General features: G+C 43.3%; 23 protein-coding genes and 1 riboswitch. Of the genes, 10 read left to right on the top strand and 13 right to left on the bottom strand.

From position 1 onward, the window contains the following. Positions 1-202: 202 nt before the first annotated feature. The 5 genes from rplT to KT990_RS12060 all read right to left on the bottom strand — a co-directional run bounded on the left by rplT (position 203) and on the right by KT990_RS12060 (position 2380). The gene (rplT, locus tag KT990_RS12080; RefSeq protein WP_005095799.1) at positions 203-562 is read right to left on the bottom strand and encodes a 50S ribosomal protein L20; all 360 of its coding nucleotides are present in this window, start codon (positions 560-562) and stop codon (positions 203-205) included. Positions 563-573: 11 nt separating this feature from the next. Continuing rightward, positions 574-768, bottom strand: a complete 195-nt coding sequence (gene rpmI / locus KT990_RS12075) for a 50S ribosomal protein L35 (RefSeq protein ID WP_004278281.1) — start codon at positions 766-768, stop codon at positions 574-576. Between the two features lie 196 nt (positions 769-964). Next, positions 965-1387 (bottom strand): YqaA family protein, encoded by a 423-nt coding sequence (locus KT990_RS12070; RefSeq protein ID WP_005095796.1) that lies wholly within the window; start codon positions 1385-1387, stop codon positions 965-967. A gap of 7 nt (positions 1388-1394) precedes the next feature. Beyond that, on the bottom strand, positions 1395-1685 hold the full coding sequence (locus tag KT990_RS12065) for a hypothetical protein (RefSeq protein ID WP_100329202.1): 291 nt from the start codon (positions 1683-1685) through the stop codon (positions 1395-1397). A 74-nt stretch (positions 1686-1759) separates the two neighbouring features. Further along, positions 1760-2380 carry a glutathione binding-like protein gene (locus tag KT990_RS12060; protein ID WP_100355717.1) on the bottom strand — a complete coding sequence of 207 codons (621 nt, stop codon included), beginning with the start codon at positions 2378-2380 and terminating at the stop codon, positions 1760-1762. 281 nt (positions 2381-2661) lie between these two features. Here KT990_RS12060 and KT990_RS12055 point away from each other — a divergent pair, with 281 nt between their 5' ends. Both KT990_RS12055 and KT990_RS12050 read left to right on the top strand, forming a co-directional pair. After that, positions 2662-3117 (top strand): Hsp20 family protein, encoded by a 456-nt coding sequence (locus KT990_RS12055; protein ID WP_218208851.1) that lies wholly within the window; start codon positions 2662-2664, stop codon positions 3115-3117. A 104-nt stretch (positions 3118-3221) separates the two neighbouring features. After that, entirely contained in the window at positions 3222-3773 is a 552-nt protein-coding gene (locus KT990_RS12050) for a hypothetical protein (RefSeq protein WP_074384065.1), read from the top strand. Between the two features lie 43 nt (positions 3774-3816). Here the strand turns inward: KT990_RS12050 and infC are convergent, their stop codons facing one another. The 4 genes from infC to KT990_RS12030 all read right to left on the bottom strand — a co-directional run bounded on the left by infC (position 3817) and on the right by KT990_RS12030 (position 8986). Then, a complete protein-coding gene (infC, locus tag KT990_RS12045) occupies positions 3817-4314 on the bottom strand; it encodes a translation initiation factor IF-3 (protein ID WP_004647518.1) in 498 nt (165 codons plus the stop codon). Positions 4315-4373: 59 nt separating this feature from the next. Continuing rightward, complete coding sequence (gene thrS / locus KT990_RS12040) at positions 4374-6296, bottom strand: threonine--tRNA ligase (protein WP_005095787.1); 1923 nt, start codon at positions 6294-6296, stop codon at positions 4374-4376. 224 nt (positions 6297-6520) lie between these two features. Beyond that, on the bottom strand, positions 6521-7690 hold the full coding sequence (locus tag KT990_RS12035; protein WP_218208850.1) for an alanine racemase: 1170 nt from the start codon (positions 7688-7690) through the stop codon (positions 6521-6523). 12 nt (positions 7691-7702) lie between these two features. Then, positions 7703-8986: a D-arabinono-1,4-lactone oxidase gene (locus KT990_RS12030; RefSeq protein WP_218208849.1), complete on the bottom strand. Its 1284-nt coding sequence runs from the start codon at positions 8984-8986 to the stop codon at positions 7703-7705. Positions 8987-9219: 233 nt separating this feature from the next. Here KT990_RS12030 and KT990_RS12025 point away from each other — a divergent pair, with 233 nt between their 5' ends. Beyond that, positions 9220-10860 carry an acyl-CoA synthetase gene (locus KT990_RS12025; RefSeq protein ID WP_218208848.1) on the top strand — a complete coding sequence of 547 codons (1641 nt, stop codon included), beginning with the start codon at positions 9220-9222 and terminating at the stop codon, positions 10858-10860. A gap of 122 nt (positions 10861-10982) precedes the next feature. Here the strand turns inward: KT990_RS12025 and trpB are convergent, their stop codons facing one another. Together trpB and KT990_RS12015 are read right to left on the bottom strand one after the other, a co-directional pair. Beyond that, positions 10983-12227, bottom strand: a complete 1245-nt coding sequence (gene trpB, locus KT990_RS12020) for a tryptophan synthase subunit beta (RefSeq protein ID WP_138743083.1) — start codon at positions 12225-12227, stop codon at positions 10983-10985. Beyond that, on the bottom strand, positions 12208-12852 hold the full coding sequence (locus tag KT990_RS12015; protein WP_100355724.1) for a phosphoribosylanthranilate isomerase: 645 nt from the start codon (positions 12850-12852) through the stop codon (positions 12208-12210). The genes trpB and KT990_RS12015 overlap by 20 nt, the downstream gene beginning before the upstream one ends. A 144-nt stretch (positions 12853-12996) precedes the next feature. Continuing rightward, positions 12997-13208, top strand: a riboswitch (cobalamin riboswitch). Between the two features lie 37 nt (positions 13209-13245). Between KT990_RS12015 and KT990_RS12010 the strand changes: the two genes are divergently transcribed. The 6 genes from KT990_RS12010 (at position 13246) to KT990_RS11985 (ending at position 20517) form a co-directional block, all read left to right on the top strand. Continuing rightward, positions 13246-15117, top strand: a complete 1872-nt coding sequence (locus KT990_RS12010; protein ID WP_218208847.1) for a TonB-dependent receptor plug domain-containing protein — start codon at positions 13246-13248, stop codon at positions 15115-15117. Positions 15118-15219: 102 nt separating this feature from the next. Then, positions 15220-15804, top strand: a complete 585-nt coding sequence (locus KT990_RS12005; RefSeq protein ID WP_004647509.1) for a cob(I)yrinic acid a,c-diamide adenosyltransferase — start codon at positions 15220-15222, stop codon at positions 15802-15804. 142 nt (positions 15805-15946) lie between these two features. Continuing rightward, positions 15947-16660, top strand: a complete 714-nt coding sequence (locus KT990_RS12000) for a glycerophosphodiester phosphodiesterase (RefSeq protein ID WP_218208846.1) — start codon at positions 15947-15949, stop codon at positions 16658-16660. Between the two features lie 455 nt (positions 16661-17115). Continuing rightward, complete coding sequence (locus tag KT990_RS11995; protein ID WP_216986542.1) at positions 17116-18282, top strand: acyl-CoA desaturase; 1167 nt, start codon at positions 17116-17118, stop codon at positions 18280-18282. Between the two features lie 132 nt (positions 18283-18414). Beyond that, positions 18415-19860: a protein adenylyltransferase SelO gene (locus tag KT990_RS11990; RefSeq protein ID WP_218208845.1), complete on the top strand. Its 1446-nt coding sequence runs from the start codon at positions 18415-18417 to the stop codon at positions 19858-19860. A gap of 18 nt (positions 19861-19878) precedes the next feature. Then, entirely contained in the window at positions 19879-20517 is a 639-nt protein-coding gene (locus KT990_RS11985) for a hypothetical protein (protein ID WP_218208844.1), read from the top strand. 44 nt (positions 20518-20561) lie between these two features. Here KT990_RS11985 and KT990_RS11980 read toward each other — a convergent pair whose 3' ends face one another. Next, positions 20562-21248, bottom strand: a complete 687-nt coding sequence (locus KT990_RS11980; protein ID WP_004278304.1) for a response regulator — start codon at positions 21246-21248, stop codon at positions 20562-20564. 13 nt (positions 21249-21261) lie between these two features. After that, positions 21262-22914 (bottom strand): sensor histidine kinase efflux regulator BaeS, encoded by a 1653-nt coding sequence (baeS, locus tag KT990_RS11975; protein ID WP_218208843.1) that lies wholly within the window; start codon positions 22912-22914, stop codon positions 21262-21264. 135 nt (positions 22915-23049) lie between these two features. On the opposite strand from baeS, the gene KT990_RS11970 reads away from it, so the two are divergent. Continuing rightward, complete coding sequence (locus KT990_RS11970; RefSeq protein WP_218208842.1) at positions 23050-23652, top strand: hypothetical protein; 603 nt, start codon at positions 23050-23052, stop codon at positions 23650-23652. Positions 23653-23879: the final 227 nt, after the last annotated feature.

Here is a 23879-nt window from a genome sequence, read left to right as displayed (position 1 = left end):
TAAAAGGTTAAATTCAAGCAGATTACAGTATTAGTTTCAGCCCATTTTTCTGAAATAGTATCGGTGTCGTTATTCGCAAACTTAACTTTTTTAGTCTGATCGATGGGCGACCATATTTCACGAAAATCGCGCATTAGCTATTTCCCATTTTTCAGGCAAAAAAAGACCGCCAAATGGCGGTCTTTTTTCAAGTCATAAAGACTTATGCAGCCAACGCATCTTTTGCTTTTTGAGCAATCGCAGCAAACGCAACTGCGTCATGCATAGCGATGTCAGCAAGAACGCGACGGTCAATGATTACTTGAGCTTTTTTCAAGCCAGAAATCATGCGGCTGTATGACAAACCGTTTTGACGTGCACCAGCATTGATACGTGCAATCCACAAAGCGCGGAATTGACGTTTCTTCTGACGACGGTCACGGTATGCATATTGACCAGCTTTGATTACCGCCTGGAACGCTACGCGGTAAACGCGTGAACGAGCACCATAGTAACCTTTAGCGCGAGCAAGAATTTTTTTGTGACGGCGATGAGCCTGTACACCACGTTTTACACGAGCCATTTATAATCTCCTTAGATGTACGGGCACATACGACGAACTGAAGCAACGTCACTTACGTGAACCATTACACAGCCGCGCAATTGACGAATACGCTTAGCAGATTTTTTGGTCAAAATGTGGCGTTTGAACGCTTGTTTACGCTTAAAACCGTTAGCAGTCGCTTTAAAGCGTTTAGCTGCACCACGGCGAGTTTTCATCTTAGGCATAACAACCTCTTTTGAACACCTGTTCGGCTCGTTTGCACCATTACAAAACGACCTGCAGGTAAGGGAGCGAGTATTCTAAAGCATCTTTGTTTAAAACAAAAGCATCTTCATCCAATAAGCGAATTTAAACAGGATGGTTTTATGATTTCACTTTAAAAATAGTGCGCAAAACAGAATCAGAAAAATCGCTTCAGGTTTAGAACAGGGCAAAAGCCGCATAAATAAACAGATAACGTCCAATTTTCGCCAGGCTGACAATGAGCAAAAATCGGGCAAAGTTTTCTTTCAGTAGTCCTGCAATTAAAGTAATGGGATCTCCAATAATAGGCACCCAGCTCAGCAGCAAAGACCAATAGCCATATTTCTGATATATCATTTGTGCCTTGAGCATCTTGTCTTCTGACACCGGAAACCATTTTTTATTTTTATAATGCTCGATTTTGAGCCCCAGATACCAGTTGACACAGGAACCCAGAATATTCCCCAGACTGGCCACCGCAATTAACAGTGCCACACTATGGCTTGCCTGTACCAAAAGACCAAGCAGCACAGCTTCAGACTGTAAAGGCAGTAATGTCGCTGCACCGAAGGCTGATAGAAAGAGCAGAAACAGGCTCATGCCAGTATTAACGGCTTAAACGCAGTTTTTTCTTGGCTTTGCTATATTCCCAGCTGGACCACAGTACTGCTGCCACCATTGCCATGATCCGTCCCCATTTATACTGCTGGGTAATGGGTTCAATCGCTGCACGCAAAATCTGCTGATCTTTGGTATTGAGAGCAGCAATTACCTGATCAATATGTACAATTTCAGCAATATAAAGTACTAAACATGCAGCAATACCGAAGAGAATACTCCAGTAAATTCGGGTATTGCTTTCAACAATCTTGGTAAAATTCAGAAGAAAATCGTTCATATATCCATCCAATAAAAAACCACCTTAAGGGTGGCTTTATTTATTTAAGGCTATTTTAGCATAAAGGCTGCAGCTTAACTGACCTGTATAGCAAGCGCTTTCTGAACTGCAGGACGTGCATTCAAGCGATCGATATATTTAGCCACTTCAGGATAATCTGCCAGGTTAATCTGCTGCCAGTCGTGTCGCAACAACCACGGGAATATCGCCATATCGGCAATCGAGTATTCACCAGCCACATAATCCTGCCCGACCAGCTGCTTGTTTAGCACGCCATACAGACGTTTGCTTTCATTGACATAACGCTCGGTGGCATAGGCGATACGCTCAGGCGCAAAACGGCTAAAGTGATGATTTTGCCCAAGCATCGGGCCTAGTCCACCCATTTGCCACATCAGCCATTGTTCTACCTGAATACGTTTGATTTCATCTGTCGGATAGAACATGCCGGTTTTACGACCTAAATACTGCAAAATCGCACCCGATTCAAAGATTGAAATCGGCTGGCCATCTGGCCCTTCCTGATCGACCATCGCCGGAATTTTATTGTTAGGAGAAATAGCCAGAAAGTCAGACTGGAACTGGTCATTTTCCAGAATATTAATCGGAAAAATTTGATACTTCAGCCCCATTTCTTCCAAAGCAATGCTAATTTTATGGCCATTGGGGGTGCCCCAATAATATAAATCGATCATTTTTTTAATACTCCCTGCACTTTATCTATGCCATGATGCATTCAACATAGAGGATTCAGCCAGAAACAACAAGTCTGTATTTTAAAAATATTTTTATATAAATATCATTATCTTAATAAAAATTCATGTATTTTTTTATTTTTTATCTTGAAAATTTTTACAGCAGACACATATTTATTTGTGCATAAGGATTGCGTCAATCTTATGTACTGTCGATGTCTGACATGACAGATCTTATTTTCTTGTTTTTATAACTTTGCTTAATCGAGAAGGTTCTAATCATGAGCAACTTAAATCTTCATCCTCTGTTTCGTCGTAGTATCGGTTTTGATCGCTTGAATGACTTTATTGACTATGCCATGCAAAGTGATGCGCCGAATTATCCCCCGTATAATATCGAAAAGCATGGCGAAAATAATTATCGGATTGTGGTCGCAACTGCGGGTTTCCGTCAAGAAGAACTCGACATTCGTCTGGAAAATAAGTTACTGACCATTTTAGGTAAGCCTGAAAACCAGAACAATGACCATACCGAATTCTTGCACAAAGGCATTGCACGACGTACATTTAAATTGTCTTTACGCCTGGATGAATATATTGAGGTACAACAGGCAGACTATAAAAATGGTTTATTGATCATTGACTTGCAGCGCATTATTCCAGAAGAAAAATTGCCGCGTCAAATCCCGATTGGCAATAAACTGCTTATTGCAGATGATGAAAAATCAGTGGAATAAGCTTGATTCAGTACGCAAAGGAAGGTCCGCAAGGACCTTTCTTTTTGGCTACAGATTACCTAAGCTCATTGAGGCAATACGCTTTCTGATCATAAAAATAAGCTATGAACGCGTCAGAAAAAATCTTGTTTCATCAGAGTAGTCCGATCATGCGCGCTATCGGATATTTACTACTCTGTTATCCGGTTGGCATATTCAGCATTTTTTATTTAAGCAGTCTGCGTAGCAATTCCAGCTTTCTGCAAGGATTGTTATTTTTATGGCAGGAGTCGCCTGGCTTTTATGTTTATATCGGCGGCTTTCTTGGTCTTTCGCTGCTCATGCTGGGAACCAAACTAAAAATAACGTCTCAGGCAATTTATTATACTTTGGCCGGTTTCCGGATCAGCCTCTGCTTAAAACGACACTCGGTACACTATAGCTTTCTGAATCCGCGATACGATTCTCTCAAAGCCCATCTCAAGCGCTGGCTGAGTAGAACTCCAGCGCATCTCATCAGTCAACGCGATGGCACGCTAGATTTTAGATTATGCCAGCCTGATCTGATCAATCAAATCTGTCTCGGATTTTTCCGGATTCAATTGTCAATGTTTTCCCGGCAACAGGCTCAACAGATTATGCAGGCCATACAAACTGCTTGGAATTTTAGGGCATAAAAAAAGCCCTGCATCTGCAGGGCTTTTTTCGCTTCATGAGTGCTTACTTTTTCTTTTTAGGACCAAGCAGCATACCCATTTGACGGCCTTCCATTTTCGGCATCTGTTCAACAGTACCGAATTCAGCCACGTCAGCTTCAATTTTTTGCAATTGAGCCAGACCCAACTGTTGGTGCGCCATTTCACGGCCACGGAAACGAAGGGTGATTTTCACCTTGTTACCTTCTTCAAGGAACTTGATGATTGCACGTAGTTTTACGTTGTAATCACCAACATCAGTACCCGGGCGTAGCTTGATTTCTTTCACCTGGACTTGATGTTGTTTTTTCTTCGCTTCTTTCTGCTTTTGCTTAAGATCAAACAAATGCTTGTTGAAGTCCATGATCTTACATACTGGTGGCTCAGCATTGGCTACGATCTCGACAAGATCAAGTTCCACACTTTCTGCTGCGCGCAGGGCTTCAGCTAAGCTTACAATCCCTTTTTGCTCACCATTTTCGTCTACAAGACGGACTTCTTTCGCACGAATTTCATCATTCAAGGCAGGACGGTTTGATTTGTTACCGCCCTGTTGATTACGGTCAGGCTGTTTAATCGCTGTTACTCCACAATGTACCGGCCGCGTTCGGCAACGGCTGCTTTTACTAGGTCAACGAAAGCATCGATTGACATAGTACCCAAATTTTTTCCTGAGCGGGTACGGACGTTTACTGTACCTTCTTCAACTTCCCGGTCCCCAAGTACCAGTAAGTAAGGAATACGCTCTAAAGTACGTTCACGAATCTTAAAGCCGATTTTCTCATTTCTCAAGTCAGAAATTGCACGAATACCGTTTTCTTTAAGTTTTGCGACAACTGACTCACATGCTTCTGCCTGAGAATCGGTAATATTCATCACACACGCTTGCATCGGCGCCAACCAAGGTGGCATGAAACCTGCGTAGTGTTCAATCAGTATACCAATAAAACGTTCAAAACTGCCAAGAATTGCACGATGTAACATTACTGGCTGATCGCGGTCGTTATCTTCTGTGACATAAGACGCATCTAAACGTTCTGGCAAGTTAAAGTCACACTGAATGGTACCACACTGCCAGACACGCCCCAGACAGTCTTTCAGAGAGAATTCAATCTTTGGACCATAGAATGCACCCTCGCCCGGCTGAAGCTCCCATTCAAGACCCGCAGCATCTAAAGCATCTGCTAAAGATTTTTCAGCCATATCCCAAAGTTTGTCATCACCGACACGTTTTTCAGGACGTGTTGATAATTTCATTTGTACTTCTTCGAAGCCAAAATCTTTGTATACGTCGAGTGTCAATTTGATAAAGTCTGCAACTTCAGGCCCAATCTGTTCTTTGGTACAGAAGATATGCGCATCATCTTGGGTAAAGCCACGTACACGCATAATGCCGTGTAAAGAACCTGATGGCTCGTTACGGTGACATGAACCAAATTCTGCCAGACGTACCGGAAGATCACGGTATGATTTTAAACCCTGGTTGAACACTTGTACGTGACAAGGACAGTTCATTGGTTTAACCGCGTAGTTACGGTTTTCAGAATGCGTGGTGAACATGTTGTCTGCATAGTTGGCAGCATGTCCTGATTTTTCCCACAGCGTGAAATCAACCACTTGCGGGGTACGGATTTCTTCATAGCCGTTGTCTTGCTGAACTTTACGCATGTATTGTTCAAGTACCTGGTAAATGGTCCAGCCGTTCGGATGCCAGAACACCATACCCGGTGCTTCTTCTTGCATATGGAACAAGTCTAGCGCTTTACCAATTTTACGGTGATCGCGTTTTTCTGCTTCTTCAATACGTTTTACATAAGCTGCAAGCTGTTTCTTGTCTGCCCACGCTGTACCATAAATACGTTGTAATTGTTCGTTTTTCGCATCACCGCGCCAGTAAGCGCCCGAGATTTTAGTCAGCTTGAACGATTTTAAGAATTTGGTATTTGGAACGTGCGGACCACGGCACATATCCAAGTAATCTTGATGGTAGTACAAGCCCATTTGTGTTTCTTCAGGCATGTCGTTGATCAAGCGTAATTTGTATTCTTCGCCACGCGCTGTAAATTCTGCAATCACTTCGTCACGCGGGGTCATTTTTTTCACAACATCATAGTCTTGATCGATGAGCTTTTTCATACGCTCTTCGATGGCTGCCATGTCGTCTAATGTGAATGGACGTGGCATCCAGATATCATAGTAGAAACCTTCTTCAATGACCGGACCAATGACCATCTTTGCTTCTGGGAACAGTTGCTTAACCGCATGACCCACCAAATGCGCGCAAGAGTGACGAATAATTTCGACACCGGCTTCGTCTTTAGGCGTAATAATTTGTAAGGTTGCATCTTCAGTGATGAGATCAGACGCATCCACTAAACGGTCGTTTACACGACCAGCAACGGTATTTTTTGCAAGACCAGGACCAATGCTGAGTGCAACGTCCATCACAGATACGGCTTGATCAAACTGTTTTTGATCGCCATTTGGCAAAGTGATAATTGGCATAAGAAATCCTTAAGGAGTGATGCCCCGTACCATGGAGCATGTCACCGCGAGATTATGATCGAGGAAAACCTCAAAAGATAAAAACGGTGGATAAATAAAATCGATTCGAATTTTACACGGCTTGGCCGCATGATTAAACCTTTTCCCCAATAAAAATCAGATTTACTCCCAAATCTTTCCCTGATCTTTAAAGACTTAGGCTCATCTTTTAATTCAAAATGTGGTTATTCCCGGAAAGTCTGCCACTCAATAAATGTTCTCTCACGATAAACATAGAGCTGGGCAAATTGTGGAATGATGGCTTCACTTTGTGTCGGCCTTAAAAACACATAATCATCGACATGAATATTGCATTGCCTAGGTACCTGAAGCATTTCCTGATTACTACTGCGACCATACAACAGATGCGGCTGGCTTTTTTCAGGATAAATATAATCTGCCTGCCAATAGCCACCATAGATAAACAGTGCTTTATGCCGATGCGGCAAATGATTCAGCATTTCCAGACCCGGAATCTGGCTATAAGACAATACCTTTAAAATCGGTGCGGCAATCCAGAGCGCACATTTTAAAGCGGATAAATTGTCCAGATCGAAGTCACTGGGTTTGAGCAGCATCGAGCCAAAAGCCAGATCATTACAGACACTCTGCTGGCAATGCTGCATAAAGGTCGGACTGCCACCACCGTTAAAACACAAATCTGCCCGCCATAAATCTGGGAATTGCTGCTGAATAGTATTTTTATATTGTTGATAAATCTGCTGCGATTGCTGATAACTTTTTTCGGGGCTTTTCAAAATATTCGGCAATTTGGCGACATGTGCATCATAGCCCATCAACCCCGAAAGCCTGAGAGCGTCGGGATGTTGCTGAATGAGTTTGAGTAAGGCTATTAACTGTTGCTGGCTACTCACCCCACCACGATGTAAGCCGACATCAATTTCAATATTGATATTTAACTGAAGATTAGATTCTTGAGCGAATTGCAGATATTGCTTCAAGCGTTTTATGTCATCGACCAGCCATTGAATATTGCTTTGATCATTTGCTTTATTTTGTTCAGGAACGTTTTGATAAAAATGTTGTACCGCATGAATCGGCATTGGCTTACCCAGCAAGATATCGGCCTGTTCAAATGCTCTCATCATTTCTAAAAGATGGGGTAAATGAAATACCATAAATCGTCGGGTATTCAGCTTTTCACTGGCCAGTTTGAGTAGCTGGATACTGGCTAGAGACTTCACCACCAGACGCGGCTTGAGCTGCGCAGGGATTTTTGCCTGTACAATCTCCAGATTCTGCTGATATTGAGCCAGATCCAGAATCAGTTGCGGTGTACCAGTTCCCTGCTGCTGCAAATCTCGGGTCAGTTGCTGAAAATACTTCGATTGCATAATTCGCTCCTGCTATTCAGACAAAAATAACTGCTGTAAATGCGGATTCAGCCATTTTTGCTGCGGATCCAGTTGCTGGCGCAATCTCATAAAATCATCCCATTTTGGGTAAAGATCACACAGCGAAGCGGCTGTCATGCTGTGCAACTTTCCCCAATGTGGCCGTCCCTGATACTTCTGAAAAATCGGCTCGACCAGATCGAAAATAGCTCGGCAATCCTGTTTATAAAACTGATGAATCGAAATCGAAACCGAATCACGCTGATAAAAAGGACTCAGCCATATCTCATCGGCTTTGACATAACGAAACTCGACTGGAAAGAACATCGGCACTCGATGTTTGCGTAAAACACGCAGAACCTCGTCCAGACACTGCAAGCCGGAATCGACCGGAAGCTGATATTCCATTTCATTAAATCTGGTCTGACGCGGAGTCGGAAAAATCCGGGATGACCAATCCACATAACAACTCGGTTTAACAAAAACACCCAATAATTTTTGCAGATAAGGATTAGATGCAGGAATAAATCGGGTCAATTCAGAACACAAGGTCAATAACGCATCTTCAGATGGCCAGTTCTCCTGCCTTGGCTGAATTTCATCATCCGTTTCATCCAGGGTTTTTAGCATGACCTGATCAGAATGAAGAAAAGCCCAAAATTCAATATGCCGGTGCTGATGTTTCCATTGATCGATATGCGCAAATACTTCTTTTAATGGACACAGCCGAATCTGTTCTTTTAATTTATAGCGCGGACGATTTTGCAGGGTAATTTTGGTCAATATCCCCAGACTACCTAACGCCACACGCCCCGCTTGAAATATCTCGGTATTCTGCTGATGATCACATTGCAACAGCTCTCCATCTGCAGTCAGCAATTCAAAACCGTCCACAAAAGCAGATAAACAGGGTAAATCGATGCCGGTGCCATGCGTTCCCGTGGAAATCGCTCCCGCCAGACTTTGCTGATCAATATCACCCTGATTGGGTAAAGCTTGATTGATCGGGGCAAGATATTCACCTAAATCATATAAACGCGTACCAGCGTGCACGGTACATTGAACTTTTGCCTCATCCAAAGCCACCACACCTTTTAAATGATCGAGATGAAGCAGCACATCATTGGTTTTAGCCAAAGCACTAAATGAATGCCCCGCACCTACTGCACGAATCTTTGCCTGTGACTTCACCAAACCTTGTAATTCGCTTATTTCTCTGGGCTGAAAAACTTGAGGAGCGCTGTGCTGACTCCCTGACCAGTTTCGCCAGACTGCATTCGCCTGTTGTATTTTCATTATTATTCTCTGGCTCATATTATTTTACTGACTCAATTAGAGTAAAATACCTAAAAAATCAAATATGGGAACCCACGGGTTCAAAAAAATCAAATAGGGCTAAATATTTTAATTAATATTCAATGACTTAAAATTTATATTAATTTACTCGACTAAAGCATAAATGCAAGATTTCGAAGAAGTGCATATCTTTTCAAAAGGATATGAAAATAACGATACAACGGAGTTTTACCATGGTTAGCGCATACGATGAATTACCGCGTACCCCCGCAAATTTTGTAGCCTTGTCACCTTTACGCTATCTAGATCGTGCAGCTTATATCTATCCGAATCAAAATGCGATTATTCATGGTCAGCGCCGCATTACCTGGCGTGAAAAATACAATCGCTGCCGTCAGTTTGCCAACCAACTCCAAAAATTAGGCATCGGTAAAAATGATACCGTGTCTGTCCTGCTGCCTAACGTCCCTGCCATGATTGAAGCGCACTTTGCTGTGCCAATGGCAGGTGCGGTACTCAATACCTTAAATACCCGTCTGGATGCCAAAACCCTTGCCTTTATGCTGGAGCATGCTGAAAGCAAAGTCTTACTGGTCGACCCTGAATTTACAGCGCTTGCGACCGAAGCACTGGCGCTGGTTTCACAAGAGATCTATGTGATTGATGTGGCCGATGCAGAGTTTGAAGGTGAAGACCAGCGTATTGGTCAAATCGAATATGAAGACTGGATTGCGCAAGGCGATGCAAACTTTGAATGGCATTTACCTCAAGATGAATGGGATGCCATCAGCTTAAGTTACACTTCTGGGACCACCGGCAACCCGAAAGGCGTGGTCTATCATCATCGTGGTGCCTACATTAACGCAGCCAGTAATATTATTGCCTGTGGCATGACACCACGTGCCACCTATTTATGGACACTGCCGCTATTCCACTGTAATGGCTGGTGCTTTGCCTGGACCATGGCGGCCAACGGTGGAACCAACGTTTGCTTGCGTAAAGTTGATGCTGAACTGATCTTTAAACTGATTGCTGAACATAAAGTCGATTACTTCTGCGGTGCACCAATTGTCTTGTCAATGCTGATTAACGCACCTGAAGAGAAAAAGACCAAAATTGATCATCGTGTCGAAGTGATGGTGGCGGGTGCCGCACCTCCAGCAGCAATTATTGAAGGCATGCGCAATATCGGTATTAACGTAACGCATGTTTACGGCTTGACTGAAACCTATGGCCCTTCTGCACTCTGCGCTTCACAGGCAGGCTGGAGCGATCTGTCTATTCAGGAACAGGCACAGTTGCACTCCCGTCAAGGCGTCCCGTATCCATTGCAAGATGGCATGAAAGTGCTTGATCCGGATACCATGCAGGAAGTGCCACATGATGGTCAGACCATGGGTGAAATCATGTTCCGTGGCAATATCGTGATGAAAGGTTATCTGAAAAATCCTGAGGCGACAGCAGAAGCCTTTGCCGGTGGCTGGTTCCATACGGGAGATTTGGCGGTATGCCAACCGGATGGCTATGCCAAAATTACCGACCGTTCCAAAGATGTGATTATTTCTGGCGGAGAAAATATTTCATCGCTTGAAGTGGAAGAAGTACTGTATCAGCATCCGGCAGTGCTGACTGCGGCGGTAGTCGCAAAGCCTGATCCACGCTGGCAGGAAGTTCCTTGTGCCTTTATCGAACTCAAAGAAGGAATAACAGCTTCGGAAGAAGAAATTATGGAATTCTGCCGTGAACATCTGGCCCGTTTTAAAGTGCCTAAGGATGTGGTGATTACCGAAATTCCAAAAACTTCGACCGGAAAATTGCAGAAATTTGTTTTACGTGAGTGGGCCAAAGAGCGTGCGCAAGGTGAGTTCTCTTAACGCCATCCAGGCATATTTTTTCAAAATCTACTCAATAAAAAATCGTGCTAAGAAAACTTAGCACGATTTTTTAACTTACCCTCTCCCAAACCCTCTCCTATAAGGAGAGGACTTTAAGGAACTTACATCTCAACCATTTCTACGCCATCAATGCGTGCCACAGTCATCAAATCTTTATCACCACGACCTGAAACCGTCGCAATAATAATTTGATCTTTATCCATGGTCGGTGCAAGTTTAGTGACATAAGCCATAGCATGTGCGCTTTCTAACGCCGGAATAATGCCTTCAATCTTGGTCAAGTCGCGGAAACCCTGTAAAGCTTCCTGGTCATTGATCGGTACGTATTTCACGCGATACATATCTTTCAGGAAACTATGTTCCGGACCCACACCCGGATAATCCAGACCTGCAGAAATTGAATGGGTTTCGATGATCTGGCCTTGTGCATCCGACATCAGGTAAGTTCGGTTACCATGCAGGACACCGACATGACCGGCATTCAACGGCGCAGAGTGCTTGCCTGATTCAATCCCATGACCTGCTGCTTCAACGCCGTACATTTTCACGTCTTGATCGTTCAGGAATGGATAGAACAAGCCCATTGCATTGGATCCACCACCGACACATGCTACCAGTGCATCTGGCAGACGGCCAGCCTGTTCCAGAATCTGACGGCGTGCTTCACGACCAATGATCGACTGGAAATCACGAACCAACTGTGGATATGGGTGTGGACCTGCCACAGTACCAATCACATAATAGGTTGAATCAACATTGGTCACCCAATCACGCATGGCTTCATTCATGGCATCTTTTAAGGTTTTAGAGCCACTTTCTACCGGCACAACCGTCGCACCTAATAAACGCATACGGTAGACGTTCATCGCCTGACGTTTTACATCGTCTGCGCCCATAAATACTACGCATTCAAGACCTAAACGTGCTGCAATCGTTGCCGTTGCTACACCGTGCTGGCCTGCCCCTGTTTCGGCAATAATACGTTTCTTGCCGGAAAGCTTCGCCAGCAAAGCCTGACCGATTGTATTATTTACTTTGTGCGAACCGGTATGGTTCAGGTCTTCACGTTTCAGGTAAATCTGTGCGCCACCCAACTCTTTCGACCATCGTTCAGCATGATATAAAGGACTCGGACGACCGACGTAAAACGCCATGTCACGGTCAAATTCTGCCAAAAACTGCGCATCATCTTTCATACGGAAATAGAGCTTTTCCAAGTCTTCTAAAGCCGCCATGAGTGTTTCTGACACAAAACGTCCGCCATGAATACCGAAATGCCCGCGTTCATCCGGGAATTGGGTATAGTCAACTGCCTGACTGTTCTGGCTAGTACTTTGCTGATCCACGATGGACTCCTTGCATAAAGCGTTCTATGAGTTGTTGGTCTTTAATACCTTTTGCGGACTCGACACCGCCACTCACATCTACGGCATAGGCCTGTGTGGTGAGAATTGCCTGTTCGATATTGTCAGGATTTAAACCGCCTGCCAAGATCAAGGGAATATCAAGTTTGGGAAATGTCTCCCAATCGAAGCTGTGGCCCGTACCACCTTTCAGATCAGGATGCCATGCGTCTAACAACACTGCACTCGCGCCAGCATCTTGATAACCTTGAATTTCTGTAACTACGTCAAGATCAGGTTTGACCTGAATGGCCTTGTACCAGCGGCGTCCGACCTGTTGAGCGATTGTCTGACATTGTTCCGGCGTTTCATCACCATGGAATTGCACAATATCAAGATGAACCGTTTGCAAGATATCCTGAATCTCATTAGCTGAATGATTCACAAACAGTCCAACCACTTGCACATAAGGTGCAATGGCTTGAACCAGTTGAGCAGCTTGCTCTGCTGTAACAGCTCGGGGACTCGGTGGATAAAATACGAATCCTATCGCATCTGCACCTGCGTTCACCACAGCATGAACATCTTCGACTCGGGTGATTCCACAAATTTTGGCACGGGTTCGCATATTATTCTGGCTCTAGATCTACCAATGTCTTGAACAATCTATAAGATTGGGGCAAATCATTGTAATGCAATTTTTCCGGCTTGCGTAAAGTTCATCCGGATTATTCTCTATGCAGATTGTATATAACTCATACTGACTTTATACTGCGCTCACTTTGCAGCAAGTCCAAGCCTTCAGGCTTTAGGGAAGCTGGTGTAAATCCAGCACTGCCCCCGCAACGGTAAAAAATGAAACGTCTATCAATTTAAACTCTTCGGTTTACACCACTGCATCTTGATGTGGGAAGGTGGATATACAGCAAAGTCGCTGCTTTGCACATTTAAGTCCGGAAACCTGCTTGTTGTGTTCTATAACTCAATCATTCACGGGGAAGTGAATGTAGGGAGCTTTAACATGTCACTTCATTGTCAACCTACTGCCTTGGTAGGTGCGATCGCACTTGCCTTGGGTTTCACTTCATCTGTTCAGGCTGCCGAGCAAAAAGTTGCGAAAGCCTCTTTAGATACCATTGTGGTGACTGTCACACGTTCTGAAGAAAAGATAGAAAATGTGCCTGCGCGGATTTCAGTGATTGATGAAAAAACCATTCAACAATCTCCTATTGCAGATTTAGGTTCTCTACTGAATAGAGAAGCATCTATTAACATTGTGCAATCAGGTGGTATTGGTCAAACGACATCTGCGTTCCTTCGTGGTACAGATTCAAAGCACCTTCTATTTTTAAAAGATGGCGTCAGTTTAAATACCGCTCTAGATGGTGGCTCTAATATTCCTTATATAGATTTAAGCGATATTGAACGTATTGAAGTCTTAAGAGGTCCTGCATCCGTTCAGTATGGTACAGATGCGATTGGTGGTGTCATCAATGTGATTTCGGCTACACCTAAGAAAACAGGTATCTCATTGACCAATGAGATAGGTGAAAATCATACCTATAAATCTATTGTTGGCGCAGATTTTGTAGATCAGTCAGGTTTATACGCTCAAATTAAAGCTCAGCGCCTTGAAAGCGGTGGAACTCCCGTTACAAATAAAGCAAAAGAAGATGCAGGATACGATCAAAAAGGTTACAGCGCAAAATTGGGTCTCGACCAAGAGAAATACAGCGCCAGCCTAAGTTTTAGTAAAAATGAGGGAACAAATGTCTATTATGGTGGTTCTCAAGACTTTCTTAACCAAGTTTTTATCACAAAAGCAAGTACAACGCTTACAGAAAACCTTGCACTAAATGCGCAATATGCAAATTTCAAAGATGAATTACTTGGATCTAGAAGCAGCTATATGTTCAATACTGAACGTGATGAAGCTGATCTTAACCTTAATTTGAAGATTTCAGAAAGTCAAAAAGTCATCTTAGGTGCAGCATTAAATCAAGCCAATATCGAGAGCTATGCTATTCAAGGACAAAAGCAAGATTTAGATAGTATCGGATACTATGTTCAACATAATTACGATTCCAATCAGCTACATACCCAAGCAGGTTTACGCTTAGAAGATCATGACCAATTTGGTAGCCATGTAGTCGGTCAAATTGCAGGTCGATATAACCTTACTGATACAACGAGTATTTACAGCAATATCGGTACAGGCTTTAAAGCACCAACTGGGAATCAATTATTCTATTCTGATAGTAGTGAGTGGAAAGGAACTACGTACATCACTAATGGTAATCCCAATTTAAAACCCGAAGAAAGTATTTCTTACGAAATCGGGATAGATCAAATATTAACGGATCATTTCAGTACATCTTTATCCTTATATCAAACTAAAGTTAAAAACCTAATTTCGCCTGATTATAGTTGGGACGATCTGACAAATACGTCAACAACAGACTTCATTAACACAGCCAAAGCAAAAATGACTGGTGGTGAATTCGGTCTAAAATGGCAAAAAGATGATTTATTTATGAGTACTGAATACGCTTATGTCAAAACTCAAGATGAACAAACAGGTTTAGAACTTATTCGTCGTCCCCGCCAATCGCTTTCAACAACGATTGGATTAGAAAATAATGTATATGGTTTGAGTGCGACATTAACTGCGAAATCCACATCTAAAATTTCTGCTTCAAAAAACTCGAAAGAATTGCCTGGCTATGCCACGGTTAATCTGAATGCGTATTGGAATCTCAATCCGCATCTTAAAGTCTTTACAAATATTCAGAATATCGGTGACAACAAGTTTAAGACTGCATCTTATGGTGGTGATGAATTCTATATCAACGGTGGCCGTCTCGCTTCTGCAGGCATCACCTTTAAATACTAAGCCCTAAACAGCAAAAAACTTTAAAACAGCGCAGTTTATGGATAATGTTATGACCGACATTATCCTTTTTTATTATCTTCATTAAAAATTCAAGGAACACATATGGGCCACCGTTTAAGTAAAATCTACACGCGCACAGGCGATTCGGGTACTACAGGGCTTGGTGATGGCTCACGCGTTGCCAAAGATGACTTGCGTATTACCGCGCTGGGTGATGTCGATGAACTGAATGCCGTGATTGGCGTATTACGTGCACAAATTTCAGCAAGTAACATTGAAGATCAAGCCGCTTGGGATAAATCTTTAAGCCTGATCCAGCACTGGCTATTTGATCTGGGCGGTGAAGTGTGTATTCCAGGTTTTAATCTGGTGCAACCGGTATCAATTGAGTTTTTAGAAAATGATATCGACCGCATGAATGAAGCGTTGCCGATGTTAAAAGACTTTATTCTGCCTGCCGGAACGCTGGTGTGCAGCTTTGCCCATCAGGCGCGTGCAGTCTGCCGTCGCGCAGAACGCAGCGTGATGTCCGTGCATCACCGTGACCAAAATATTCAGGCAGCGTCACTGCAACTACTTAACCGTTTATCGGACTGGTTATTTGTCGCATCACGCACCCTGCAACGTGCTGAGGGCGGCTCCGAAGTACTATGGCAAAAAAATATCAATGACAGCATCGAAAAGTAAAATTATGTTTCAAGTTAGCATCTAAAAATACACGTCAGATGTCTCTTGATTTTACAGAGTATCTGACGAAAATAGAATGTGTCATCCTTCTGTCACGTAGCCCTCGCAAAATGAACTTAACTTTCCCACTCATGAGCATCTTATGCGCATAATTGGACATCGTGGTGCACGTGGCGAAGCCCCTGAAAATACCTTGGGCGGTTTTCAATATATTCAGGAGATCGGCATTCGCGCCGTTGAGTTTGATGTCCGTCAGCTTAAAGACAACGCTTTAATTATCATGCATGATGACGACTTTGTGCGTACCACCGGTGTGCAGAAGCATCTATACGAATGTAACCGCCAAGATCTTACCCAATATAATCACGCGGTGGCCTGGTCAGAATGGAATAAAGTCGAAGCGACCCCACTGCTCGATCAAACCTTAAATGTCATTCGAAATTTCGAGCATATTGAAGTCGAAATTAAAAGCGTAGCATCTGAAGCAGAAGCTGAAAAAATCGCATTTGAGGTCGAACAACAACTACAAGGCTATGAGCAGGCAGCTCTTATTACCAGCTTTGATGCCAAAATTCTGGATGCCTTCAAACAGCAAAACTCACGTTTAAAACGCGGTTTATTGATTGAGACCGATGTCAAACATCAAGCTATTGATCAGGCGCTGGAACTGGGATGCTGTCATATTGGCTGGATGGATGAACTGGCCAGTAAAGACCTGATTCAAGCCACGCAGGCTGCCGAGTTGAATATCAGTGTCTGGACAGTGAATGATGTGACCCGAGCTAAACAGCTGCGAGACTGGGGCATTCAGGGGCTGATTACCGATTATCCAAAATTGATGCTGCAACAACTCTGAACAATTTCTCTTAAAATAATCTCTCTTAGCCTTAATTGATCTAGGTATTTCTTGATTCAGCTCATTTCGATGACGCAATAATGAAAGTGTGAATCTTCCTTAATTTAATTTTATTTGAAAGTAAGATTAAGTTGCCCAACACGTATATTCTGCAAATTCCCTGATAATATTGTAGAAATTATGAACAACGATTTTCATCTGATTCATTCGGTTTCAATTTTCTGAAAGAGTGATAATCCTCAGTCACTTAGTCGGAAATCAGAGCCTGTCTAAGCTCGCAAAATGGTCACTTCTACCCTACTTATTCTGTTACCGACAAGTACAATACAACCGTACAATAATGCTAGTGATGCCTTAGGGCACATGCTAATATGGACAAGATAGGCTGCTGTTAAAACCAACAGTAGTTTCTGCTTTTTGTTATACCTTCCGAGGTTCTAGGAGTGCTGTTGGAGATGAATGCTCCCTTACCCAAAGCCCCCATCAACTGGATTGCTGTGTTTGCATTGGTATTCTTACCGATTGTAGCCCTGATCGCGATTCCGTTGTATGCGTATCACCATGATTTTAGCGCTGCCGCTTGGATCAGTATGTTTGTTTTACTGGGCGTAAGCAGCCTCGGCATTACAGCAGGATACCATCGCCTGTGGGCACATCGTGCTTATGAAGCCACTTTACCATTAAAAATCATCTTGATGATTATGGGTACATTTGCTGTACAGAATAGTATTTTATTCTGGGCATCTGGTCACCGTACTCATCACCGCCATGTCGATGATGTTGATCAAGACCCGTACTCGATCAATAAAGGCTTCTGGTATGCACATATTGGCTGGATGTTACGTGATTATCCATCTGGTGCTGCCAACTATAAAAATGCACCAGATCTGTTAAAAGATAAAGTGGTGATGTTTCAGGACAAATACTACGTTCCTTTAGTGATTGCTGTTCATGCTGCAATTTTACTTCCAATTGGCTGGGCAGTCGGCGATGTCTGGGGAGTCTTGCTGCTGGGTGGATTAATGCGTTTAATCCTGAGCCATCATGTGACCTTCTTCATTAACTCGCTATGCCACATGTGGGGAAATCGTCCTTATACCGACGAAAATACTGCACGTGACAACTTCGTACTTGCGATTGCAACTTGGGGTGAGGGTTATCATAACTATCACCACATTTTCCAATACGATTACCGTAACGGCGTGAAATGGTGGCAGTACGATCCAACTAAATGGTTGATCTGGACTTGTTCTAAACTTGGTTTAGCTAAAAACTTGCGCCGTATTCCTAGCTTTAATATCAAAAAAGCAGAATTGGCGATGAAGTTTAAATATGCCGAACAGGATCTTGCGGTGTATGGTCATGATGTTTCTGAAGATATCTCAGCGGTAAAAACCAAGATCGCACAGGAATATGATGCATTTACCCAAACTTTAAATGACTGGGCGAAGCTGAAAGAACAGGAAATTCAGGTCAAGAAAGCGTCTATGGCTGAAAAAATCCATCAAATGGATGACAAGCTGAAAGTTGAATTCCAGCTGGTTGAACAGCGTCTTTCCCATCATCGTCAAACCTTGAATCTACTGGTTCGTAATCTGAAAAAATCTGCAGTTTCTCAATAAAAGCTGTTGAAAATTAAAGCCCCACTCGGGGCTTTTTTTATGTCCGAAAGATAACGTGAACTCTCGCTTATACAACAGTTTTATACAGCTATCTTTGTTATAGTTCATGTATTCCAATCCTGTACTGATGCTATGTATTTTAACTCTCGCTATCAAACACTACCTGCTCGCCTCTATCATCATCAAGTTCCGCTGCCGTTAAAAGGTGCAAAAGCCGGACATTTTAATGCAGCATTGGCAGAGCAACTGCAATGGTCAGATAAAGACAAAGCGCAATGGGTCAAGATTTGTAGCGGTCAGAAAGTCTTCGCTGAGTTTGAACCTTTGGCTATGGTCTATGCAGGCCATCAGTTTGGGCAATGGGCAGGACAATTGGGAGATGGTCGCGGCCTGTTAATTGCACAGATCCTTGATCAGGAAGGTCAGACTATTGACCTGCATTTAAAAGGTGCGGGTGCAACGCCCTATTCACGCATGGGTGATGGGCGTGCAGTACTGCGTTCGGTGATTCGTGAGTATCTGGCGGGTCATGCATTAAATGCTTTGGGTGTAGCATCCAGTAATGCGGTAGGTTTTACTTCATCAATGCAAGGTATTCAGCGCGAAAAGCTCGAACCCGGTGCAATGATGTTACGTACTTCAGACTGTCATATTCGTTTCGGGCATTTTGAATGGATCAATCAATATCAGCCGGAGTTATTGGCTGAATTTACCCAGAAATGTATTGAATGGCATTATCCGGAATGCCTGCAAGCCGAACAGCCGATTCTGAGCTTTGCCACAAAAGTCATTCAGCGCACAGCGGTGATGATTGCCAAATGGCAACTGGTTGGCTTCGCGCATGGCGTGATGAATACTGACAATCTGAATATTACCGGCTCGACTTTGGACTTTGGTCCTTATGGCTTTATGGAACGCTTCCGTCCGAACTGGATCAATAACCATTCGGATTATCAGGGGCGTTATACCTATCAGCAACAACCAAGTATCGGGCACTGGAACTTGTGGCAATGGTTAAACAATCTGGTTCCCCTCTGCCCTGTGAATTATGACAAAGAACAATGGAAACAGGATCTGGCCGGCTGTCTGGAACATTATGAGCCGACATTCTTGGAACATTACAAACACGGTTTAAACCAGAAAATGGGTTTACCAGGTTTCCATAAAGACAGTTTTGACTGTGCGATGGCATTTTTACGAATCTTGCAAAGTGAGCAACTGGATTACACCCAGAGTTTTATCCGCCTGCAAAATAAAGACTATGAAGCCATGAAAGACGATTGTCTGGATCGTCGTCAGTTTGAAGCATTCTTGGCGCAATATGAAAGCATTCGCGAACAACAGGATATTGAAGAATTAGACGCCGCCATGCAACTGGCCAATCCGCATTATATTCTGCGTAATCATATGGCACAGAAAGCCATTGAACTGGCAGAGCGGGATGATTTTTCTGAAGTAGATCGTTTATTTAAACTATTGAGCCAGCCTTATCTAAAACAGCCAGATCTGGAACAGCCTGAAGATTTAGCGCCATTGCCAAGTGATGTGCCTGAAGTGATGGTGAGTTGTTCGTCTTAATAAATAGACTCAAAAAACATGCAAAAAATTGATCAAACTAAACTGACACATGAAATTATTGAAACAGCATATAAGCTGCTTACTCACAAACTCGCATTTGGAGGATTAATTACACATAACGAAAGTGCTTTCCAATTAGAACTAGGACATATTTTAAAAACACTTGGGCAGTTATATGAGTTTAGGTTAAGCGACAAATTCCATTTAGAGTTTGAAACATTTTTACCTTTAAAAACAACGAGTATTAAGAGTCAATCTGAGCGAGCAAGAATTGATATTTTAATTCGTTATCAAGATAGTAATCATCAAACTTGTGCTGCTATAGAACTAAAATTCTTTAAGAAAAGTAACCATCGGGAACCTAACAACCGCTACGATGTCTTTAAAGATCTTTCAAATTTAGAACTTTACAAGAAAAATGGAGTCGACATTTGTTATTTCATTCTCGCAACTGATCATGCCCACTATTGCAACCAAATAAAATATTCAGATGATACCCGTGATTTTGATTTCAGGCATAAAAGTACGTACAAAGAAGGAACGATATTAAGTTATAGAACTCCTAAGCCTTACGGAAACGATATTACACTCATGCAAGACTATGAGTTTTTATGGGACCAGATTAACGATTTATATTTTCTGAAAGTACAAGTTTAAATAAATGTGGATGGTTAATAATTACATCCACATTTATTTTTTAATCAGTCTTCGGGATATTCAAAACGGTAACCAACACCGTACACTGCCTGAATCCACTCATGGCGGTTACCGGTTTCAGCCGCATCTGAAATCTTACGGCGCAAATTCTTGATATGACTGTCAATGACCCGGTCTGCGACATCAAAACTGTCCGGATTGATATGATCCAGCAATTGCGCACGTGAATAGACCTGTCCGACATGTTCCAGGAATAACTCCAGCAAACGGAATTCGGTCGGCGTTAAATTCAAGGCTTTTTGTTGATACCAGATGCGCTGTTGTGATTTGTCCATACGAAATAAATCATTGCTTTCCGGTTCTGATTTACGATCCAGACGACGTAACACAGCCTGTACGCGCGCAACCAGTTCTTTCGGACTAAATGGTTTACAGAGATAATCATCTGCACCCATATTCAGACCCAACACACGGTCAATTTCTTCAGTACGCGCGGTTACCATAATAATCGGCAAGTCTGACTGTTCACGTACTTTACGGCAAATGGTCAGGCCGTCCATACGCGGCACCATCAAGTCCAGAATCATCAGACTCGGTTTACGCTGGGTAAAACTGTTATATGCTTCCTGCCCATCATGAAACATACTGACCTCAAAACCAGCAGCTTCCAGATAGTCTCGCACCAACTGTGCAAGTTCGATTTCATCTTCAACCAGCATGACATGTTTCATCAATCTATTCCCTTCATGGTTTCATTTGTTTAGGAAAGCTCAGCTTGCATCGTAAACCACCCAGTGGTGAATGTGCAAAGCTTAAACTGCCGCCCAGCGCCTGCGTAATTTTACATGATAATGCCAAACCAAGTCCTGTTCCGCCAGTCGCCCGGGTACGCGAATCATCGACACGGTAGAAACGCTCACCAATACGCGCCAACTGTTCATCAGTTAGGCCAAACGGACTATCATCGATATATAAGGTCCACTCTTTATCATCCTGTGTGGTATGAATATGCACCTGCCCACCCGCTTCAGTATAGCGAATACTGTTACTGAGCAAGTTCGCCACAATCTGTTTAAAACGATCCAGATCCAGATCTAATTCAGCACCTTCACCATCTGCAGTGACCGTCAGTTCAGCCTGATCAAAGTTGGGCTGGAAGTTGATGAGTTCCTGCTGTACCACCTCCCACGGATTCACCGTCGAGAAGTAAAATTGCAATTGCTGCGCATCGGCCTGTGCCAATGCGGCCAGATCCTGTGTCAGTTTTTTCAGGCTGGTGACCTGCGCCAGCATGGAAGCAAAATGTTCAGGGGTGGGTTTACGAATCCCATCCTGCATCGCTTCAATCTGTGCCTGCAATACCGCCAGTGGCGTTTTCAATTCATGTGAGGTATCTGCCACCCATTGACGGCGTGAGGTTTCATGCTGATCCAGAATCACAGCCAAGGCATTTAATTCATTGGACAAATCACCCAATTCATCATTGCGGTTGACTTTGACCTGATACTGATAATTGCCTTGGGTCAGAGCACGCGTACCATTCAGCAAACGTTGAATTGGTTTCTTGAAATAAGTCGCCAATAACAAGGAGGCAATCAGACTGGCCAAAATACTGAGCGCATAGACCAAGAACAAATAACGCTTTTGATTACTAAAAAAATTAATACTTAAGGCATCATCCTGATCCAGAACCGGCTTTAAGCCCAAATAGCCGACAATCTGATTATTCACCATAATCGGGCGATAGGAAATCTGCTCATCTGAAGCCTCACCGACCACAAAGCGCCGTTTTGCATCATACAGCGAAAGACGTGAACTGAGACCAAGACGATCCGGCATCTGGATAAACTGCTTCTTGCCGGTCGGCTGCTGTGCTGCTTGTTCGCCATTCTTACGGTCAGTTCTAAACAGATTCTGATTGGAACTCAGCGGAAATTTTAGGCCTTCAAAGGGCTGAAACTGAGAGGGTAGATTGGAAGCCAGGAGGCGTAACTCTTCTTCATTGACCTGACGCGGTGGCAAAGCCGGATCGACCATACTGGGTGCGACTTGAACCAGGGTCTGTTCCTGAAAATAGCGCTGCTGCAAGGCAATATCATACTGACGGCGCAGCCACCAGCGTGATAAACGATCATAATCATCTGGCGCAGCCTCCCCTTCCATTTGTAGAATCTGGGCCTGAATCGCATTGCCCCAGTCCTGATACACCGCATAGACATCCGCCAGATTTTTAATCACATAATCCAGTTTCTGCATTTCGACATCAGCCACATAGCGGGCGAAATTACGCTGCATATTCAGATGCAGTACACCCAGACTCACTGTGGTAATAACCAGCGTGGTCAACAGTACGGTCAAAAATAGACGTAATGCAATCGGAATACGGCGAATGTTCAAAACAGAAATCTCAATTTTTCTTCTATATTCATTATTGTAGCGAACATGGCATCAAAAAACTCTTCATTGTTTCTTCATCTTTATTGTTTAATCTTTACCTGACATAAAATCAGGTTCTTGACGGGAATAAATACAATGCAAGCCATGACAAAAATAGCCTTAATCAGTGCCAGTGTTCTTTCTATGGGTGCTTTGACTGCCTGTCAATCTACCAGTAATGTACCGAACAATGAGCATCGCCAAATGATGAAACATCATCATGAGGGTAAAAAACAGCATCATCTTTCACCTGAACAGCGCGAGCAGTTTAAAGCAAAGCGTGCGGAACGTCTGCAATTTGCCAAACAGCTGCAACAGGCCTGTGACAATAAAGCCGTAGGTTCAGCGGTTCAAATCAAGGCCGGTGATAAAACCATTGATGGCAGCTGTACTATCGTTTTTAAAGCCGATCGTAAAAACATGCAAGGCGAACACCGCGGCATGAAAGCTGAACATCGCCCGATGCGTGCTGATGTCCGTGGCGGCATGATGCGCGGTGAAGCATTAACTGATGCAAAACGTGCAGAATTGACCAAACAGTTTGATCAACGTCTGGCTCAGCGTCAGGCACAACAACAAGCGATGCTGCAAGCCTGTCAAGGCAAGAAAGATGGTACTGCTGCACAGATCAAAGCAGGTGAACAAACAGTGAATGGTCAATGTCATGTTCGTTTCCAGCCCAAAACATCTGCCTATTAATGCATAGGAATCAATGATTCACGACAAGCACCTTCGGGTGCTTTTTTATTGCGTGCTATTTACCCTGGATAGTTGACTATTCGTATCATAAAAAATACACCTAAAGTCTTTATACTCAATGTGTTTAACACGTCATATATATTAATCTTTGACTTTACAGTCACCAAGAAATCCCCCTGAAAAGCTTGTACCGCAGGGGAAGATGTTGCAGGATTAGAATCATTCCA

The organism is Acinetobacter sp. F9, from assembly GCF_019195275.1.
GTDB lineage: Bacteria > Pseudomonadota > Gammaproteobacteria > Pseudomonadales > Moraxellaceae > Acinetobacter > Acinetobacter pseudolwoffii.
The sequence above is the reverse complement of the archived record's forward strand: the minus strand, read 5'-3'. Positions and strand labels throughout refer to the sequence as shown.

Excerpts from the sequence above, each read along its gene's own strand:
- KT990_RS11995 (WP_216986542.1), top strand. The coding sequence starts at position 17,116 with ATGAATGCTCCCTTACCCAAAGCCCCCATCAACTGGATTGCTGTGTTT.
- KT990_RS12065 (WP_100329202.1), bottom strand. The coding sequence starts at position 1,685 with ATGAACGATTTTCTTCTGAATTTTACCAAGATTGTTGAAAGCAATACC.
- KT990_RS12005 (WP_004647509.1), top strand. The coding sequence starts at position 15,220 with ATGGGCCACCGTTTAAGTAAAATCTACACGCGCACAGGCGATTCGGGT.
- KT990_RS11980 (WP_004278304.1), bottom strand. The coding sequence starts at position 21,248 with ATGAAACATGTCATGCTGGTTGAAGATGAAATCGAACTTGCACAGTTG.
- KT990_RS11990 (WP_218208845.1), top strand. The coding sequence starts at position 18,415 with ATGTATTTTAACTCTCGCTATCAAACACTACCTGCTCGCCTCTATCAT.
- KT990_RS12010 (WP_218208847.1), top strand. The coding sequence starts at position 13,246 with ATGTCACTTCATTGTCAACCTACTGCCTTGGTAGGTGCGATCGCACTT.
- KT990_RS12030 (WP_218208849.1), bottom strand. The coding sequence starts at position 8,986 with ATGAAAATACAACAGGCGAATGCAGTCTGGCGAAACTGGTCAGGGAGT.
- KT990_RS12000 (WP_218208846.1), top strand. The coding sequence starts at position 15,947 with ATGCGCATAATTGGACATCGTGGTGCACGTGGCGAAGCCCCTGAAAAT.
- thrS (WP_005095787.1), bottom strand. The coding sequence starts at position 6,296 with ATGCCAATTATCACTTTGCCAAATGGCGATCAAAAACAGTTTGATCAA.
- KT990_RS12035 (WP_218208850.1), bottom strand. The coding sequence starts at position 7,690 with ATGCAATCGAAGTATTTTCAGCAACTGACCCGAGATTTGCAGCAGCAG.
- KT990_RS12070 (WP_005095796.1), bottom strand. The coding sequence starts at position 1,387 with ATGAGCCTGTTTCTGCTCTTTCTATCAGCCTTCGGTGCAGCGACATTA.
- KT990_RS12025 (WP_218208848.1), top strand. The coding sequence starts at position 9,220 with ATGGTTAGCGCATACGATGAATTACCGCGTACCCCCGCAAATTTTGTA.
- KT990_RS12060 (WP_100355717.1), bottom strand. The coding sequence starts at position 2,380 with ATGATCGATTTATATTATTGGGGCACCCCCAATGGCCATAAAATTAGC.
- KT990_RS12050 (WP_074384065.1), top strand. The coding sequence starts at position 3,222 with ATGAACGCGTCAGAAAAAATCTTGTTTCATCAGAGTAGTCCGATCATG.
- rplT (WP_005095799.1), bottom strand. The coding sequence starts at position 562 with ATGGCTCGTGTAAAACGTGGTGTACAGGCTCATCGCCGTCACAAAAAA.
- KT990_RS11970 (WP_218208842.1), top strand. The coding sequence starts at position 23,050 with ATGCAAGCCATGACAAAAATAGCCTTAATCAGTGCCAGTGTTCTTTCT.
- KT990_RS11985 (WP_218208844.1), top strand. The coding sequence starts at position 19,879 with ATGCAAAAAATTGATCAAACTAAACTGACACATGAAATTATTGAAACA.
- KT990_RS12015 (WP_100355724.1), bottom strand. The coding sequence starts at position 12,852 with ATGCGAACCCGTGCCAAAATTTGTGGAATCACCCGAGTCGAAGATGTT.
- KT990_RS12055 (WP_218208851.1), top strand. The coding sequence starts at position 2,662 with ATGAGCAACTTAAATCTTCATCCTCTGTTTCGTCGTAGTATCGGTTTT.
- rpmI (WP_004278281.1), bottom strand. The coding sequence starts at position 768 with ATGCCTAAGATGAAAACTCGCCGTGGTGCAGCTAAACGCTTTAAAGCG.